Here is a 16,345-nt window from a genome sequence, read left to right as displayed (position 1 = left end):
CTCGCGTCACGGGAGTCCGCTCACGAGAATCACCGTATGGAGCCGATCACTCTCACCACGCGACGTCTTCTTCTGCGGCCGTTCGGCCCGCAGGACACCAACAGGGTGCACGCGGCCTGTCAGGACCCGGACATCCAGCGCTGGACGGTGATCCCCTCCCCGTACCGGCTCACCGACGCGGAGCTGTTCACCGCGAAGCTCTCCCCGGCGGGCTGGCGGGACGACTCCGCGTACAGCTTCGCCCTGGTGCTGCGGGAGACCGGAACGCTCGCCGGGGCGCTCTCCATCGACCGCCGCAGCCGGCCGGGGACGTACGAGGTGGGCTACTGGTCCACCAAGGAGCACCGCGGTCAGGGGTACGTCACCGAGGCGGTGCTCGGCTCCGCCCGCTGGGCCTTCACCGCGCTCGGGGCGGACCGGCTGGAGTGGCGGGCCGAGATCGGCAACCTGGCCTCCCGGGCCGTCGCCCTGCGCGCCGGATTCCGGCTGGAGGGCGACCAGCGGTCCGGGCTGCTCAACAAGGGGGTGCGGCGCGACGCCTGGACGGCGGCGCTGCTCCCGTCCGACCTGGAGCTCCCCGGCACCCACCCCTATCTCCCCGAACGGCACGCCGGGCGGCCCGGTACGGCCACGGATTCCCCGCGGTGAGGCGGCGGCCGGATTCCTTCCCTCGCTGTCAGTGGTGCGGTCTAGGGTTCGACGTATGACGCCTGTGCCCCCTCCCGCAGTCGAACTCTCCGCCGACCAGGCCCGCCGCATAGCGCTGCGCGCACAGGGCTTCCTGGGGGCCCCGGACCGCCGGGCGGGCGTGCCCGGGGTGCTGCGCCACCTCGGAGCCGTCCAGCTGGACACCATCTCGGTCCTGGCCCGCTCGCACGAGCTGATTCCCTACGCCCGGCTCGGCGCGGTGGGCAGGCGCACGGTTGAGGAGGCGTACTGGTCGGGCGGCCGCTCCTTCGAGTACTGGTCGCACGCCGCGTGCATCCTGCCCGTCGAGGAGTGGCCCCACTTCGCGTTCCGCCGCCGGGCCTACCGCGCCCGCCCGCACTGGCACCACGATCTGCCCGACGGCGCGTACGACACGGTGATCAAGCAGCTGCGCGCCGAGGGCCCGCTGACGGCGACCGAGCTCGGCGGCGCGAAGAACGGCGGGGAGTGGTGGGACTGGTCGGCCTCCAAGGTCGCCGTCGAGCGGGCCCTGATGTACGGCGAGGTGGTCTGCACCGAGCGGCGCGGCTGGAAGCGGGTCTACGACCTCGCCGAGCGGGCCGTCCCGGACGCCGTGCTCCACGACGACCTGAGTGACGCCGAGTGCCGGCGGCGGCTGGTCGCGCTGGCGGGCAGGTCGCTGGGGGTCGGTACCCGCAGCGACATCGCGGACTACCACCGGCTGCGGGGCGAGGAGTTCGACGCGGTGGTGGCGGACTCCGGTCTGGTGCCGGTGGCGGTGGAGGGCTGGGCCAAGCCCGCCTGGGCGGACCCCGAGGCGCTGGCCACGGAGCCGCGCGGCCGCCACCGTACGACGCTGCTGTCGCCGTTCGACTCCCTGGTCTGGGAGCGGGCGCGTACCGAGCGGATCTTCGGCTTCACGCACCGGCTGGAGGCGTACGTCCCCAAGCAGAAGCGGATCCACGGCTATTTCGCGATGCCGTTGCTGGCGGGCGGGAAGCTCCAGGGCCGTGTCGACCCCGCGCGTGAGGGCACCACGCTGGTCGCCCGGCAGGCTTCCCTGGCCGGCCCGAAGGCCGTGGTCCCGATGGCCGAGGCCCTGGTGGAGGCGGCGGCCTGGGTGGGCTGTACGGACATCCGGCTGGAGCGGATCGACGCCCCGGAGCTGCGCGATCCGCTCAGGGACGAGATCGGCCGGGCGCTCCAGCGGGCCTACCGCTGAGAGTCCGGGCCGCCGCGGCTACCTGATCTCCAGGATCTTCTCGCGCATGGCGTAGACCACGGCTTCCATTCGGGAGTGCAGCTGCAGCTTCTCCAGGATATTGCGGACGTGGTTCTTCACCGTGTTCTCGGAAATGAACAACTCCTTGGCGATATCACGGTTGTTCATACCGGTCGCCACGAGTTTCAGGACTTCCAGTTCCCGTTCGGTGAGCCGGGGAGCGGGGACGAGCCGACGCTCGTCGGTGCGCTGGATCATCGATTTGAACTCGGTGAGCAGCTTGGAGGCCATGGAGGGGCTGATCTGCGACTGCCCGTCCGCGACGGCACGAATGGCCGTCGCCACCTCGTCGGTGGAGATCTCCTTGAGGAGGTATCCGGTGGCGCCCGCCTTGATCGCGTCGTAGAGGTCGGCTTCCTCGTCGCTGATCGTCAGCATGATGATCTTCGCGCTGGGGGCCACCTCCTTGATGGAGGTGCAGGCTTCGATGCCACCGCGTTTGGGCATCCGCACATCCATCAGAATGATGTCGGGCAGCAGGTCGGCGGCCTTGTCGACCGCTTCCGCTCCGTCCCCGGCCTCGCCGACGACCTGGATGTCCTCCTCCTGCGCGAGGACGATCTCCAGACCCCTGCGGAAGAGCGCGTGGTCATCGACCACGAGGACCCGGATGGGCTCCTTGCGCGAAGTGCCGTCCGGGTCGTCGCCGGCATGGGCACCGGCGCCGTCGGAACCGCTCGAATCGCGCACGGGCCCGAAGGTGTCCGCCATCGTTCCTCCCCCTGAAGGCCACGGCCTGATAGTCATCGGTCGTCCGCCCAACGGCGTTTCACCGACCACCGATTGGCTTGGGACGCCATGATTCCATGCCGGGACGCAGAAGCGGTGATCCTGTCCTCGCGCGCAGGTGCCCCCGGTGGCGTGAAAACGCTCCAGGGGCACCGTGACGGGGTGGCGTCAGCCGCCGAGCGCACCACCCGCGCCGCCTGCTTCGTCAGCGGCGAGCGGGTCGGTCCTCAGGTGGATGACGCCGTAGTCGTAGGCGTGTCGCCGGTAGACGACACTGGGCTCCTTCGTCTCGGAGTCGACGAACAAGTAGAAGTCGTGCCCGACCAGTTCCATCTCGTAGAGCGCCTGGTCGAGCGCCATGGGTGCGGCGGTGTGGGTCTTCTCGCGCATCACGAGAGGCCCTTCGCCCTGCACCTCGATCGATCCGACCTTGGTGGTCGGTACGGGTTCCGACGGCTGCTCGCCGACCAGCTCGCCGTCCTCGTCGAACGAGGCGACACCCGGCACCACGTCCCCGACCTCGGCGGCCGACAGGCGGCCGTTGCCCCGGCGGCTGTAGCGCTTGTCGTGCTGCTTGCGCAGCCGGGCCTCCAGCTTTCCGGTGGCCAGGTCGAGCGCTGCGTACGGGTCGCCCGCCGCCGCTTCCGCCCGGATGACCGGCCCACGCGAGCGGAGCGTGATCTCCACCCGGTCGGAACGGTCGGCCTGACGGGGATTCGGCTCCTTGGACACCTCGACGTCGAGGCTGATCACCTTGCCGTCGAACTTCTGGATCTTGTCCAGCTTCAGCTTCTCGGCCACGTGCTTGCGGAACCGCTCGGGCACCTCGGTCTTGCGGCCCTTGACGACGATGTCCACGCAGAACTCCGTTCCCGGATCGCCCCGCTTCAACGGCGGAGCATCTCCCTTTTGCACCAGCCCCCGGTGATCCCCAGGGGCCTCGGACTCGGTGACTTTCGCCTCCTCCTCCCCCGTCGGAGAGGTCACTACCCGACCGGCTCGATCGCTGCCGGTCCATCGGTGAGTTACCTGCCCGAAACCTCATGGTGCATTCATCGAGGTTCGGCCTTCACCGTTCCTCACAACTGAACATAGCCTGCACACCCGGGTATCGGCACCCGCTGCCGATACTTACCTCCGTTCAGGGGGTTTTGCCCTCCCATTACCTGCGACGATGCAAGTTCTCGGTCAGTTCCGGTTTATTTCGAAGGCGGACGGAGAGGCAGAGACGACCGCCGCGGCGCACGCTCCGCGACCGGCAGGACGCCGGTCTCCCACGAGCGCCTCGGTGACGGCCCGCGCTGCCTCGGCCAGCGTCGATCCCGTCGTCAACAGGTCGTCCACCAGAACCACCCTCCCGTGGGCGAGGAGCCGCTCTCCCCCTCGGGCCACCTCCAGCGCCCCGGCGAGATTCACCCGCCGACTCTGCGCCCCGAGACCCGACTGATCGGCGACCGCGCGGCGCTGCCGCAGCACCGGGAGCACCCGGGCCGGCCGGCCCGAGCGGCGCAGATCCTCCGCCGCGGCGCGGGCGATCCGGCGCACCGGATCATGGCCGCGCGCCGCGGTCGCGGAGCGCGCGGAGGGCACCGGCACCAGCAGCAGGGGCCCCACGGCTCCCGCCTGCCCCGTACCGGCCCGCACAGAGGCCGCCAGGGCCCGTCCGAGGGGTCCGGCGAGCCCGAGCGCCCCGCGCTCCTTGTGGGCCAGCAGCACCGCACGTACGGCGTTCTCGTAGGGTGCCGCGGCGTATACCGCCGGAAGCCCCGCGGGCCGGGGCGAGGGCCGCACCCTGCGGGGCGGCACCCCGCTCAGGGCGGTCCCGCACGCCGCGCACAGCTCCGTACGCGGCCTGCCGCAGCCCGCACAGGCCACCGGCAGGACCAGGCCGGAGAACTCCCGCCACCAATCCCGCATGGATCCACAGTGACCGGCCCTCGCGGGACCGGCCACCCCTGTGGAAAACCTCCGATCAGCCCGGGTAGACCAGCGAGGTGCCTTCCTCCAGGACCGTCTGCCAGTTGTCCCCCGGCGAGAGCTTCACTATGCCGTCGCCCTCGGTCTCCGCCATCAGCGGAAGCAGCTCGTCGTCCGCCGCGGCGACCGCCTGGACCTGGTTCACGCCGGGCAGCACCCCGGAGGCCCCGGAGGCCGGAGTGGAACCGTCCGCCTGCACGTACCGCACCTGCTGGACACCGCCCGCCTCCTTGCCGACCACCACAAGACGGCTGCGGCCCGACCAGGAGATGGCCGTGACATCCGTGAGCTGCGGCGCGGCCTGGCGCAGGTCCTCGACCGAGACCTCGGGCGCCTCGTCGGTCCCGCGCCGCTCGACCCGGCCGATCTTCAGCGTCGTATGCCCGTTCTTGGTCAGCAGCAGGGCGATCCGCACCCCGTCAGCCGACAGCCGCAGCTCCTCGATCCGCGCACCGTCCAGGCCGGGGACGCGGACCTCCTGCGGCGCGCCCTCCCCCTCGGCCAGCCGCAGCAGCCGCGGTCGTGCCTGGTCGCGGTCGGCGACCCACAGATCACCCCGGCCGTCCCAGCTCGGCGCCGACAGCCGGTCGGCGGCCTTCTTCGCCGCGCTGGTCACCACGGGAGCGGCCAGTTCCCCCTCGGCGGTCAGGGAAGCGACGTAGAGGTTCTGCCCGGTGGCCGAGACCGCGGCGGCCCGCTGTTCGTCCCGGGCCACCCCGACGGCGCCCATCACGACCGTGCCGACGCCGAGGGGGCCGTGCACCACCTCGGGTGTACCGCTGCCCTCCATGGCGCCGGGGAGCCGCTGGACCCTGCCCTTGGCGTCGATGAAGTACTGGCTGTCGGGCCCGTCGGAGCCGCTGTTGTCGGTGGAGAACTTCGCCGCCTCGTCCGCGTCCAGCGCGCAGAGCCGGCCCTGTCCGCCCTCCAGCTCCACCTGCTCGACCCGTGCGGAGGTCAGGTCCCGGAGGGTGAAGAGCACCTGGGCGGCCATCATCCGGCAGGCCGCCCGGCCCGCCTTGTCGGCCTTGGCGTTGAGCGGCACCTTCAGCACGTTCTGATCGTCGGGTACCAGTGCGACGACGTCCTTGCGCAGGGCGGTCCCGGTGGGGAAGCGGGAGTCGACCACGGGCCGCAGCCAGTTCGTCGGGCCCTCCAGCAGCGTCCTGACCGTCTGTGTCGCCGTACTCATCTGCGTGACCGGATCGGTGCCGGTGCGTACGTAGACGGGGTCGGCGACGAGCGTCGGCTGTCCGCTCGTCCGCCCGGTGGCGAAGTAGTACTTGTTCACGGAGCGGTAGAGCCGCTTGAAGTCGGACTGGCCGAGGACCAGACCGTCCGGCACGATGTCGATGCGCCACTCGATCTTCCCGTCCGCCAGCTTCTCCCGGACCAGGTGCAGCATCTGGGAGTAGTCGGTGGGGGCGAGCGGCTGGTAGGAGCTCTGGGCGTCGACCGCCGCCACCTTCTCACCGGTCAGCGTGTAGGAGGTCTCGGAGTCCCGGCGCACCTCGTCGTGGAGCAGGGGGCCGCTGCGGTTGGGGGCCTGGGCGAGCACCGTGGTGCCCTCGCTCGGCTGCCAGGTCTCGGAGGCGCTCGCGCTCAGGTACTTGCGCGTGGTCCGGAAGCCGGGGTCGTCGCTGGTCATCGACTCCAGGAACCCGTCGACGATCTCGCTGGGCGCCGCGCCCTCCCGGGGCTCCACCGCGTACACCTGCACCTGGGAGTCCCCCGGCTGCGAGGCATCGACCGCCTTGACGTCCCCGGTCACCGGCATCGCCCCGCAGCCTGCGAGCACGATGACGGAGCAGCCGAGCAGCGCGGACATCCGCACGCCGCGTCCGGGGCCACCACGACGGCGGTCAGTACCCACGAGTGGTGTCCTCCTGGTCGGAATGGCGCGCTGGGGAACCCGCGCCGCCGGAACGCTCCGGGGCCGGGCGTGCCACGACACGTGCTCCGTTGCCGGGCAGCGCCGCCGGATGCACCGAGGCGGGGGCCGAGTGCGGCACCCCGGAACCCCGGCCCGGCACGGGCAGCGGCGAGCGCTTGGCCGACCCGGGCTGGTTCGGCACGGAGAGCAGCCGGTTCTCGCTCGTCGACGCCTCGTCGCGCTCCCGGTTCTCCCGGTTGCGCCGCGAGTCCTCGGGCTCCAGCGGTATCGGCGAACCGCGCAGCGGCTCGTCCGCCGTACGCGGCAGGGTCAGCCGGAACTGGGAACCGCCGCCCGGCTCGCCCCAGGCCTGGAGCCAGCCACCGTGCAGCCGGGCGTCCTCGACGGCGATCGATAGCCCGAGCCCGGTCCCGCCGGTCGTCCGGGCCCGCGCCGGGTCCGCACGCCAGAACCGGTTGAAGACACGGGTCGCCTCGCCGGGCTTGAGCCCGACCCCGTAGTCCCGTACGGCCACGGCGACCGCGCCCTGGGCCACACCCATCCGCACGATGACGTCCCGGCCCTCACCGTGCTCGACGGCGTTGACCACGAGGTTGCGCAGCACCCGCTCGACGCGCCGGGCGTCGGCCTCGGCGATCACCGGCTGTTCGTCGCCGACGACCAGGATCCGGGTGCCCTTGCGCTCGGCGAGCGGTTCGGCACCGCCGATCACCCGGTGCACCACTTGCCGCAGGTCTATCGGCTCGGCCTCCAGCGCCGCGGCGCCCGCGTCGAACCGGCTGATCTCCAGCAGGTCGGAGAGCAGCGACTCGAAGCGGTCGAGCTGGTCGCCGAGCAGCTCGGCGGAGCGCGCGGTGATGGGATCGAAGTCGGCGCGGGCCTCATGGATGACGTCGGCGGCCATCCGTACGGTCGTGAGGGGGGTCCTCAGCTCGTGCGAGACGTCGGAGACGAAGCGCCGCTGCATCCGGGAGAGCTCCTCCAGCTGCTGGATCTTCAGCTGAAGGTTCTGCGCCATCTTGTTGAAGGCCTCACCGAGCCGGGCGATGTCGTCCTCGCCGGTGACCTTCATCCGTTCCTGGAGCTTCCCGGCGGAAAGCCGTTCGGCGATGCCGGCCGCCATCCGTACCGGTGTGACGACCTGCCGCACCACGAACCAGGCGATGGCTCCGAGGAGGACGACGACGAAGAGCCCGGCGGTCGCCAGGGTCGTCCTGACCAGCGTCAGGGACTTCTCCTCCTGGGTGAGCGGGAAGAGGTAGTACAGCTCGTATGGGTGCTGATCGATGTCGTAGAGCCGCTTGCCGACGACGAGCCCCGGCTGCGACTCCTTGCCGTACGAGTACCGGATCAGGGAGTACGTCTGGAAGGCGCCCTGCCCCTTGCCCACGTCCTGGCGCAGACGCTCGGGCACGCTGGAGGCCTCGACGCTGCCGGAACCACGCGGCGCACGGCTGCCGACGCCCTCGTTCGCCGAGTCCGCGCTGAGCGCGACCACGTTGAAGGCGTTCTTGCCGCCGCTGGCGAGCTGGTCGACGAGTTCGGTGCGCCAGGAGGTGTTGGCGGTGAGCCCGTCGGGGCCCTCGGTGCCCTGTCCGCCGGGGGCCAGCGAGGCGTTCGCCTTCTCCTGGGCCGCGGCGAAACCGCCGGCGGCCTGGGTCTGGGCGGCCTTGCTCTTCGCGTCGAGCAGACCGTTGCGGACCTGCCCGATCACGACGAAGCCGAGCAGCAGCACCACGCCCATGGACATCAGCAGGGTGCCCGCGACGACGCGGAGCTGCAGATTGCGCCGCCACAACCGCACAGCGGGCAGCAACGGACGGCGCACCCACCGCATCAGCAACCGCGGTACGGGCCCGCCGGGCGTCCGGTCCTGGAACAACCGGCCGCCCTGCAGGTAACGGCTCATACGAGAAGCCTTCCGTCCCGGACCGGCAGCCCGCTCCGCACGGACTCCCGGCTCCCCGGGCATCGGAGCAGCGCTGCCTCGGGCCATGTCAGCTCGGTCCGGCCTTGTAACCGACCCCTCGGACGGTCACAACGATCTCCGGCCGCTCCGGGTCCTTCTCGACCTTGGAACGCAGCCGCTGGACATGCACGTTCACCAGCCGGGTGTCGGCCGCGTGCCGGTAGCCCCAGACCTGCTCCAGCAGGACCTCACGGGTGAAGACCTGCCACGGCTTGCGGGCGAGGGCGACCAGCAGGTCGAACTCCAGCGGCGTCAGGGCGATGGACTGCCCCTCCCTCTTCACGGAGTGACCGGCCACGTCGATGACCAGGTCACCGATGGTCAACTGCTCCGGCGCGGGCTCTTCGGACCGCCGCAGGCGTGCCCTGATCCGGGCGACCAACTCCTTAGGTTTGAACGGCTTGACGATGTAGTCGTCGGCCCCTGATTCCAGGCCGACCACGACATCGACGGTGTCGCTCTTGGCAGTGAGCATGACGATCGGCACACCGGACTCGGCCCTGATCAGCCTGCACACCTCGATGCCGTCCCTTCCGGGCAGCATGAGGTCGAGCAGCACCAGGTCCGGCTTGGCCTCACGAAATGCGGCCAGTGCCTTGTCGCCGTCCGCTACGAACGACGGCTCGAAACCTTCTCCACGCAGCACAATCCCGAGCATCTCGGCCAGTGCGGTGTCGTCGTCGACGACAAGGACGCGTCCCTTCATAATCGACATCATCCCATTAGCTAATCGTTACCTGCGATGACCTGGCACACAGCTCGGCCAGTCCGACCCCTGTGACCGGGGAAATGACACCCTCCTCGGTGACGATCGCCGTGATCAATTCCGGCGGCGTGATGTCGAAAGCCGGGTTGTACGCCGGGGACCCGAGGGGTGCGACGACCATCCCACCCCCACCGCCCGCCGATACGACCTGCGGCGATGTGAGCTCCGTCACTTCTTGCCCGGAACGCTGCTCAACGATGATCGATGTGCCTTCCGCCGTGTCCATGTCCACGGTCGTCGTCGGCGCCACCACGATGAACGGCACATGGTGGTACTTCGCGAGCACAGCCAACGGATAGCTCCCCACTTTGTTGGCCACCGAGCCGTCTGCGGCAATGCGGTCCGCCCCAATGAGTACGGCATCCACCTCACCCGCGGCGAACAGGGAACCCGCCGCACTGTCCGTGAGCAGGCTGTACGCCATCCCGCTGCGCGCCGCCTCGTACGCCGTGAGCCTCGCCCCCTGGAGCAGCGGCCTGGTCTCGTCCACCCACAGCCGGCGCAGCCGCCCCTGCCGGTGCACCCGCAGCGCCACCGCGAACGCCGTCCCCTCACCCCCGGAGACCAGCGCCCCGGTGTTGCAGTGGGTCAGCAGCTGATAACCGCGCCCCGGCAGCAGCTCCTCCAGCAGCGCCGTCCCGTACTCCGCCATACGCCTGCTGGCCTGGGCATCCTCCCGATGCAGGGCCCGCGCCTCGGCCAGCGCCACGGCCGCGGCCTCCACCGCCCCCTTCTCGGCCGCCGCCCCATAAGCCGCAGCCACCCGTCGCACCCCGTAACCGAGATTCACCGCGGTGGGCCGCGCCCGCTCCAGCAGCCCGGCGGCCTCCGCCACGTCGTAGCCCCGTGCCGCCGCGAGCGCCACCCCGTATCCCCCGGCGATCCCGAGGAGCGGGGCCCCTCGCACCGCCAGCGTCCGGATCGCCCGCACCAGCGCGGGCACATCCGTGCACACCAGCTCGACCTCCTCCACGGGCAGCCGCGTCTGGTCGAGGAGCACCAGTACGGGACCTTCCGGAAGCTCGTCCCAACGGAGTACGGGAAGCGCGGGAGGCTCACTGCCCACCGGCGATTGCGCGTCCTGATCAGCCATCTGCCCAGTCTGCCCGGTGAGCCGCCCACAAATGAAGGCACGAGGGAGAGAAGGCTCCTGGTCCGCACCGCACCGGCCCGTGGCACGATGGCTGCCAACCTGCCGCCCCGATGAGCGGTCAGGACGGTGAAGGAGCGAGAATGAACGACTCTCCGGGCTGGGCGACGCCCGGATCTGCCCCCTCCGACGGCCAGGAAGCGGCGATTCCCCGCCCCTCCGAGCCCCAGGACGGGAAAGGGCCGGCGGGACAGTGGTCCCCCGAACAGCCCCCTCCCGGGCAGTGGTCCCCGCCGAGCAACCCCGCAGGCGGCCCCGGTGCGCCCCCGCCCGCCCCCGGCTGGGGCGGCGGCCCGCAGCGACCGGGCTGGGGCGGACATCCGCCGGCAGCCAAGCCCGGCGTCATCCCGCTGCGCCCCCTGGGCCTCGGCGAGATCCTCGACGGCTCCGTCTCGGCCCTGCGCGCACACTGGCGTACCGCACTCGGCTTCAGCCTCGCCGTCTCCGTGGTCACCCAGGTCGCCGCCATCCTCATGCAGCGCTACCTGCTGCCCGAGCCGACCAACGTCGACCCGAACGCCAGCGGCACCGAAGCCCTTCGCCAGGCCTCCGAATCCGCCCGCACGACACTGGTCTCCCTCGCCCCGGTCGTCCTCCTCACGATGATCGCCACCCTCTTCACCGCATCCATCGTCACCGTCGTGATCAGCCGCTCGGTGCTGGGCCGCCCCGTCACACTCTCCGAAGCCTGGGCCGAAGCCCGTCCGCGGATCCTCCCCCTGACCGGGCTGACCCTGCTGCTGCCCCTGATCTTCGCCGCGGTCATGACCGTCTGCGTCGGTCCCGGCCTGCTGGTGGGCTCCGAGGCCGGCGCGGCACTCGCACTCCTCGGCTTCACCGCCGCCTGCGTCGTGATCCCCTGGCTGTACGTCCGCTTCGCCCTCGCCGCCCCCGCCCTGATGCTGGAGCGGCAAGGCATCATCGCCTCGCTGCGCAGGTCGGCGAAGCTGGTCCGCGGCGCCTGGTGGCGCACCTTCGGGATCCTCGCGCTGACCCAGCTGCTCGTCCTCCTGGTGAGCTTCGTCGTCTCCATCCCCTTCGGCATCATCGCGGTCATCGCCGACGGAACCGACATGAGCGAGTTGCTCGAAGGCGGCGCCTCCTCCTTCGGCTGGCCCTTCCTGATCATCTCGGGCATCGGTGAAGTGATCGTCTCCACGCTGGTCTACCCGTTCCTCGCCGGTGTGATGGCACTGCTCTACGTGGACCAGCGCATCCGCCGCGAGGCGCTCGACCTCGACCTCGCGCGGGCCGCGGGCCTGCCCGGCCAAGACGCCGACACCCCTCGGAGCTGATGCGGTGACGGGGGCGGGGGGCACCACAGCAGCACGGCACGTCATCGGCGCGGGCGACATACCCGTGGACACTCCGCGTGTCCCCGCCCGGGAGGCGGCCGAGAGCGAGCTTTCCGAACCGATGTACCACGAGAACGATCCGAACTTCCTCCAGCGCGGCCTGAACCACGTCTGGGACTGGGTCGCCGGTGTGTTCGACGCCGCCGCGGGCGCCGCCCCCGGCGGCCCGGCCGGACTCGTCGTCCTGGTCCTCGTCGTCATCGGCCTCGCCGTCGCCCTCTGGTGGCGGCTCGGCACCCCGCAACGCTCCTCCCGGCCGGCGGACGCCCTCTTCGAGAACGACGGGCCCCGCAGCGCCGCCCAGCACCGCGCCGCCGCCGACGCGCACGCCGCCGCCCTCCGCTGGACCGAAGCCGTCCAGGAACGCATGCGCGCCATCGTCCGGTCGCTGGAGGAACGCGCACTGCTCGACCCCCGCCCCGGCCGCACGGCGGACGAAGCCGCAGCGGAAGCGGGCCGCACCCTGCCCGACCACGCCACCCGGCTGCGCTCCGCCGCCCGGGACTTCGACGACGTCACATACGGCGGCCGCACCGCGGGCCAACCCACATATCTGGCCCTGCGCGCCCTGGACACCGAGCTCGACGAGGCAAAGCCCGTGCTGCCCGGAGCCTCCCGGGGAGCCACCGGATGACCACGGCCACCGCCTCCTCCCCCACCTCGACGGCGAACACCCCGCACCAGCTCTGGACGCGTGCGCGAGGGCTGCTGATCGCCCTGCTCATCCTCGTGATCGCAGGCATCACGTTCGCCGCCGTCCGCTCCGGCGAGGGCCACGGGCAGCTCGACCCCCGCTCCGCCGACCCGAAGGGCAGCCGCGCCGCAGCGGAGCTCCTCCAGGCGCGCGGGATATCCGTCACCGTCGCGACGACCCTCGACGAAGCCACCACCGCGGCGGGACCCGACACCACGCTCCTGGTCGTCGGCCCCAACATCCTCACCCCGTCGCAACAGCGCCGGCTCCACGCGGCGACCGCCGCCTCCGCAGGCCGCACCCTTCTGATCGCCCCGGGCCCAGCAGCCGTATCCAGGCTGGCCCCCGGCATACGCGCCGAGCCCCACCGCCCGGTGAGCGCGCTCTCCCCGTCGTGCACACTGCCCGCCGCCCGCAGCGCCGGCACCGCGGACATGGGGGGCATCCGCTACACGGCGACGGACTCCACCGCCACCGCCTGCTACCCCAGCGACGGAACCCCCACCCTGCTGGTCCTCAAGGACCGCGAAAACGGCGACACCGTTCTTCTCGGCTCCCCCGACTTCCTCCACAACGAGCGTCTCGACCAACAGGGAAACGCCTCTCTCGCCCTGCAACTCCTCGGTTCGCGAACCCATCTCGTCTGGTACCTCCCCTCTCTGGCTGATCCATCCGCCACCAGCGATGACGGCGTCTCCGACGAACAGGACGGTGGCGGCAACGGGGAGGAAGCGTCGGGTGACGAGAGCAGCTTCCTCGACCTGATCCCCTCCGGCTGGCTCTGGGCAACGCTCCAGCTCACCCTCGCCGCAGTCCTCGCCGCGATCTGGCGTGGCCGCCGACTCGGCCCCCTCGTCATGGAACGGCTGCCGGTATCCATCCGCGCATCGGAATCCGCCGAAGGCCGCGCCGGTCTCTACCGCAAGGCCAACGCCCGTGACCGGGCAGCCGAATCGCTCCGAGCCGCCGCCCGGACCCGCATCGCCCGCATCGCCGACGTCACCGCCCGCGAGGCGCACACCTCTGCCGTTCTCCTCCCTGCCGTGTCCGCCCGCACCACCACCACAGGCGACGAACTGAGCACCCTGCTCTTCGGCCCGGCCCCCGCCACCGACGCGGCCCTTGTCCTGCTGGCCGAGCACCTCGACGCCCTCGAAAGAGAGGTACGCACTTCATGAGCGCCCCGACCCCCGAGCCGGCCGAACCGACAGCGGTCCCCGTGACCCCTGCGGCCCCGGAGCCCGCCGACGGCGCCCGCGCGTCCTTGGAAGCCCTCCGCTCCGAGATAGCCAAGGCCGTCGTCGGCCAGGACCCGGCTGTCACCGGACTCGTCGTCGCACTGCTCTGCCGCGGGCACGTACTCCTCGAAGGCGTCCCCGGCGTCGCCAAGACCCTGCTGGTCCGGGCCCTCGCCGCCTCCCTCGAACTCGACACCAAGCGCGTCCAGTTCACCCCCGATCTGATGCCTAGCGATGTGACGGGCTCACTCGTCTATGACGCCCGCACCGCCGAGTTCTCCTTCCAGCCCGGCCCGGTCTTCACCAACCTGCTGCTCGCCGACGAGATCAACCGCACCCCTCCCAAGACGCAGGCCTCCCTCCTGGAAGCCATGGAAGAGCGTCAGGTCACTGTCGACGGCACCCCCCGACTGCTGCCGGACCCCTTCCTCGTCGCCGCCACCCAGAACCCCGTCGAATACGAGGGCACTTATCCGCTCCCGGAAGCCCAACTGGACCGCTTCCTGCTCAAGCTGACGGTCCCTCTCCCATCCCGGCACGACGAGATCAACGTCCTCACCCGTCACGCCGACGGCTTCAACCCCCGAGACCTCAAAGCGGCAGGCATACGGCCCGTCGCAGGACCGGCCGACCTGGAGGCGGCACGCTCAGCCGTCGCCAAGACCTCGGTCTCCCCCGAGATCGCCGGCTATGTAGTGGATATCTGTCGTGCCACGCGCGAATCCCCCTCGCTCGCTCTTGGCGTCTCCCCCCGAGGCGCCACCGCACTGCTCTCGACCGCACGCGCCTGGGCCTGGCTCACCGGCCGGGACTACGTCACCCCGGACGACGTGAAGGCCTTGGCACTCCCCACACTCCGTCATCGCATCCACCTGCGGCCCGAGGCGGAAATGGAGGGAGTCACCCCCGATTCCGTCATCACCTCGGTGCTCGCCCACGTCCCCGTACCCCGATGAGGCGGTGACCATGGCCCTCACCGGACGTACCGCACTGCTGGCCGCACTGGGATCACTCCCCGTAGGCATCTTCGCTCCGAGCTGGACCGGGATGCTCGCGGTCAACGCACCGCTCTCACTAGCGATTCTGTGCGACTACGCCCTGGCAGCGCCAGTGCGAACGCTCCGATTCACCCGATCCGGTGATACATCTGTTCGACTTGGTGACGCGGCGGAAGTGCAACTCACCGTGACCAACAGCTCGCGACGCCGCCTCCGGGCCCAGCTCCGCGATGCCTGGCCGCCGAGCAGCTGGCCCACCGGCACCGAACAGGCCTCGTCGCGCCACACGCTGACGGTCCCGCCCGGTGAACAGCGACGTCTCGCCACCGTTCTGCGTCCGACCCGCCGCGGCGACCGCCAGGCCGAGCGCATCACGGTCCGCTCGTTCGGCCCGCTCCGCCTCGCCGCGCGCCAGGGCCACCACCGCGTCCCGTGGACCGTGCGGGTACTGCCCCCGTTCACCAGCCGGAAGCACCTGCCGTCCAGGCTCGCCCGGCTCAGAGAACTCGACGGCCGCACCAGCGTTCTGACGCGGGGTGAGGGCACGGAGTTCGACAGTCTGCGGGCGTACGTTCCGGGTGACGACACCCGCTCCATCGACTGGCGGGCAACGGCACGCCAGTCGGCCGTCGCGGTCCGGACATGGCGTCCCGAACGCGACCGCCACATCCTGATCGTCCTGGACACCGGCCGCACCTCCGCAGGCCGGGTCGGCGACGTCCCCCGCCTCGATGCGGCCATGGACGCCACGCTTCTCCTCACCGCCCTCGCAACGCGCGCCGGCGACCGCGTGGACCTCCTCGCCTACGACCGCCGCGTCCGAGCCCGAGTACAGGGCCGAACCGCGGCAGGCGACGTCCTGGCGACGGTGGTCAACGCCCTCGCCTCACTGGAGCCCGAGCTCGTCGAGACGGACGCCAGAGGGCTCAGCACCGCAGCCCTCTCCAATGCCCCTCGCGGGTCATTGATCGTTCTGCTGACGACTCTGGAGGCCGCCCCCATCGAGGAGGGGCTCCTCCCCCTGCTCCCTCAACTCACCAGGCGCCACACGGTTCTGCTGGCGGCGGTCTCCGATCCGCGGATCACGGAGATGACGAAGGGCCGGGGAACAGTGGACGCGGTGTACGACGCCGCCGCCGGCACCCAGGCCCAAGCTGAACGACGCAGCACGGCGGAGAAACTCCAGCGCCATGGCGTCGTCGTCGTGGACGCCACCCCGGACAGGCTCGCCCCGGCACTCGCCGACGCTTATCTGGCGCTCAAGGCCGCAGGCCGTCTCTGACATCGCTGGTGTCACCCGCGTCACTGACATCTCTGGCGCCTCTGAGGACGGCGCCCCTACCGCAGAAGACCTCCGGTGAGCGATGGGCTGTCTCTCGTGCATCGCTCACCGGGCTCCAAAGAGCCCAAGCTGCGTTCAGGAATGCCCCGTGAACGCAGAAAAGCCCCGTGCCAATGGCACGGGGCTTTCCCGGAAAAATTGTTCGGCGGCGTCCTACTCTCCCACAGGGTCCCCCCTGCAGTACCATCGGCGCTGAAAGGCTTAGCTTCCGGGTTCGGAATGTAACCGGGCGTTTCCCTAACGCAATGACCACCGAAACACTATGAAATTAACCAACACCGG

At 70.9% G+C, this 16,345-nt stretch carries 14 protein-coding genes and 1 rRNA gene; 7 read left to right on the top strand and 8 right to left on the bottom strand.

Annotation, left to right across the window (positions count from 1 at the left end; translation table 11 throughout):
* The first annotated feature begins 36 nt into the window (after positions 1-36).
* On the top strand, positions 37-648 hold the full coding sequence (locus ACK8N7_RS22845; RefSeq protein ID WP_500443947.1) for a GNAT family N-acetyltransferase: 612 nt from the start codon (positions 37-39) through the stop codon (positions 646-648).
* Positions 649-703: 55 nt separating this feature from the next.
* Entirely contained in the window at positions 704-1,891 is a 1,188-nt protein-coding gene (locus tag ACK8N7_RS22840) for a winged helix-turn-helix domain-containing protein (RefSeq protein WP_403213382.1), read from the top strand.
* An 18-nt stretch (positions 1,892-1,909) separates the two neighbouring features.
* Here ACK8N7_RS22840 and ACK8N7_RS22835 read toward each other — a convergent pair whose 3' ends face one another.
* From ACK8N7_RS22835 to mtnA, 7 genes are all read right to left on the bottom strand, one after another.
* On the bottom strand, positions 1,910-2,662 hold the full coding sequence (locus ACK8N7_RS22835; RefSeq protein WP_015608914.1) for a response regulator: 753 nt from the start codon (positions 2,660-2,662) through the stop codon (positions 1,910-1,912).
* Between the two features lie 186 nt (positions 2,663-2,848).
* Positions 2,849-3,538: a ribosome hibernation-promoting factor, HPF/YfiA family gene (gene hpf, locus ACK8N7_RS22830; protein ID WP_018512285.1), complete on the bottom strand. Its 690-nt coding sequence runs from the start codon at positions 3,536-3,538 to the stop codon at positions 2,849-2,851.
* Positions 3,539-3,868: 330 nt separating this feature from the next.
* A complete protein-coding gene (locus tag ACK8N7_RS22825; RefSeq protein WP_500443945.1) occupies positions 3,869-4,597 on the bottom strand; it encodes a ComF family protein in 729 nt (242 codons plus the stop codon).
* 55 nt (positions 4,598-4,652) lie between these two features.
* A complete protein-coding gene (locus ACK8N7_RS22820; protein ID WP_403213432.1) occupies positions 4,653-6,485 on the bottom strand; it encodes an LpqB family beta-propeller domain-containing protein in 1,833 nt (610 codons plus the stop codon).
* A 34-nt stretch (positions 6,486-6,519) separates the two neighbouring features.
* The gene (gene mtrB / locus ACK8N7_RS22815) at positions 6,520-8,547 is read right to left on the bottom strand and encodes an MtrAB system histidine kinase MtrB (protein WP_403213386.1); all 2,028 of its coding nucleotides are present in this window, start codon (positions 8,545-8,547) and stop codon (positions 6,520-6,522) included.
* 1 nt (position 8,548) lies between these two features.
* Entirely contained in the window at positions 8,549-9,238 is a 690-nt protein-coding gene (gene mtrA, locus ACK8N7_RS22810) for a two-component system response regulator MtrA (protein ID WP_007448372.1), read from the bottom strand.
* Between the two features lie 4 nt (positions 9,239-9,242).
* Positions 9,243-10,379, bottom strand: coding sequence for an S-methyl-5-thioribose-1-phosphate isomerase (mtnA, locus tag ACK8N7_RS22805; RefSeq protein WP_403213388.1), 1,137 nt, complete (start codon positions 10,377-10,379; stop codon positions 9,243-9,245).
* A 140-nt stretch (positions 10,380-10,519) separates the two neighbouring features.
* On the opposite strand from mtnA, the gene ACK8N7_RS22800 reads away from it, so the two are divergent.
* The 5 genes from ACK8N7_RS22800 to ACK8N7_RS22780 are packed head-to-tail and all read left to right on the top strand — an operon-like array spanning position 10,520 to position 16,003.
* Positions 10,520-11,731, top strand: a complete 1,212-nt coding sequence (locus ACK8N7_RS22800) for a DUF7847 domain-containing protein (protein ID WP_403213390.1) — start codon at positions 10,520-10,522, stop codon at positions 11,729-11,731.
* Between the two features lie 4 nt (positions 11,732-11,735).
* Positions 11,736-12,425, top strand: coding sequence for a DUF4129 domain-containing protein (locus ACK8N7_RS22795; RefSeq protein WP_403213392.1), 690 nt, complete (start codon positions 11,736-11,738; stop codon positions 12,423-12,425).
* A complete protein-coding gene (locus ACK8N7_RS22790) occupies positions 12,422-13,663 on the top strand; it encodes a DUF4350 domain-containing protein (RefSeq protein WP_500443942.1) in 1,242 nt (413 codons plus the stop codon). Before ACK8N7_RS22795 ends, ACK8N7_RS22790 begins: the two co-directional genes overlap by 4 nt.
* A complete protein-coding gene (locus ACK8N7_RS22785; protein WP_031125268.1) occupies positions 13,660-14,679 on the top strand; it encodes an AAA family ATPase in 1,020 nt (339 codons plus the stop codon). The genes ACK8N7_RS22790 and ACK8N7_RS22785 overlap by 4 nt, the downstream gene beginning before the upstream one ends.
* A 10-nt stretch (positions 14,680-14,689) precedes the next feature.
* Positions 14,690-16,003: a DUF58 domain-containing protein gene (locus ACK8N7_RS22780; protein WP_403213396.1), complete on the top strand. Its 1,314-nt coding sequence runs from the start codon at positions 14,690-14,692 to the stop codon at positions 16,001-16,003.
* 200 nt (positions 16,004-16,203) lie between these two features.
* On the opposite strand, the gene rrf is transcribed toward ACK8N7_RS22780, so the two are convergent.
* Positions 16,204-16,320, bottom strand: a 5S ribosomal RNA gene (gene rrf / locus ACK8N7_RS22775).
* Between the last annotated feature and the right edge of the window lie 25 nt (positions 16,321-16,345).

Origin of the sequence: Streptomyces griseobrunneus, assembly GCF_046713465.1 — a bacterium.
GTDB classification, from domain to species: Bacteria; Actinomycetota; Actinomycetes; order Streptomycetales; family Streptomycetaceae; genus Streptomyces; species Streptomyces microflavus.
The sequence above is the reverse complement of the archived record's forward strand: the minus strand, read 5'-3'. Positions and strand labels throughout refer to the sequence as shown.

Coding starts and splice junctions, on each gene's coding strand:
- ACK8N7_RS22780 (WP_403213396.1), top strand. CDS start 14,690: ATGGCCCTCACCGGACGTACCGCACTGCTGGCCGCACTGGGATCACTC.
- mtrB (WP_403213386.1), bottom strand. CDS start 8,547: ATGGCCCGAGGCAGCGCTGCTCCGATGCCCGGGGAGCCGGGAGTCCGT.
- ACK8N7_RS22800 (WP_403213390.1), top strand. CDS start 10,520: ATGAACGACTCTCCGGGCTGGGCGACGCCCGGATCTGCCCCCTCCGAC.
- ACK8N7_RS22820 (WP_403213432.1), bottom strand. CDS start 6,485: ATGTCCGCGCTGCTCGGCTGCTCCGTCATCGTGCTCGCAGGCTGCGGG.
- mtrA (WP_007448372.1), bottom strand. CDS start 9,238: ATGATGTCGATTATGAAGGGACGCGTCCTTGTCGTCGACGACGACACC.
- ACK8N7_RS22790 (WP_500443942.1), top strand. CDS start 12,422: ATGACCACGGCCACCGCCTCCTCCCCCACCTCGACGGCGAACACCCCG.
- ACK8N7_RS22835 (WP_015608914.1), bottom strand. CDS start 2,662: ATGGCGGACACCTTCGGGCCCGTGCGCGATTCGAGCGGTTCCGACGGC.
- ACK8N7_RS22845 (WP_500443947.1), top strand. CDS start 37: ATGGAGCCGATCACTCTCACCACGCGACGTCTTCTTCTGCGGCCGTTC.
- ACK8N7_RS22785 (WP_031125268.1), top strand. CDS start 13,660: ATGAGCGCCCCGACCCCCGAGCCGGCCGAACCGACAGCGGTCCCCGTG.
- ACK8N7_RS22825 (WP_500443945.1), bottom strand. CDS start 4,597: ATGCGGGATTGGTGGCGGGAGTTCTCCGGCCTGGTCCTGCCGGTGGCC.
- ACK8N7_RS22840 (WP_403213382.1), top strand. CDS start 704: ATGACGCCTGTGCCCCCTCCCGCAGTCGAACTCTCCGCCGACCAGGCC.
- mtnA (WP_403213388.1), bottom strand. CDS start 10,379: ATGGCTGATCAGGACGCGCAATCGCCGGTGGGCAGTGAGCCTCCCGCG.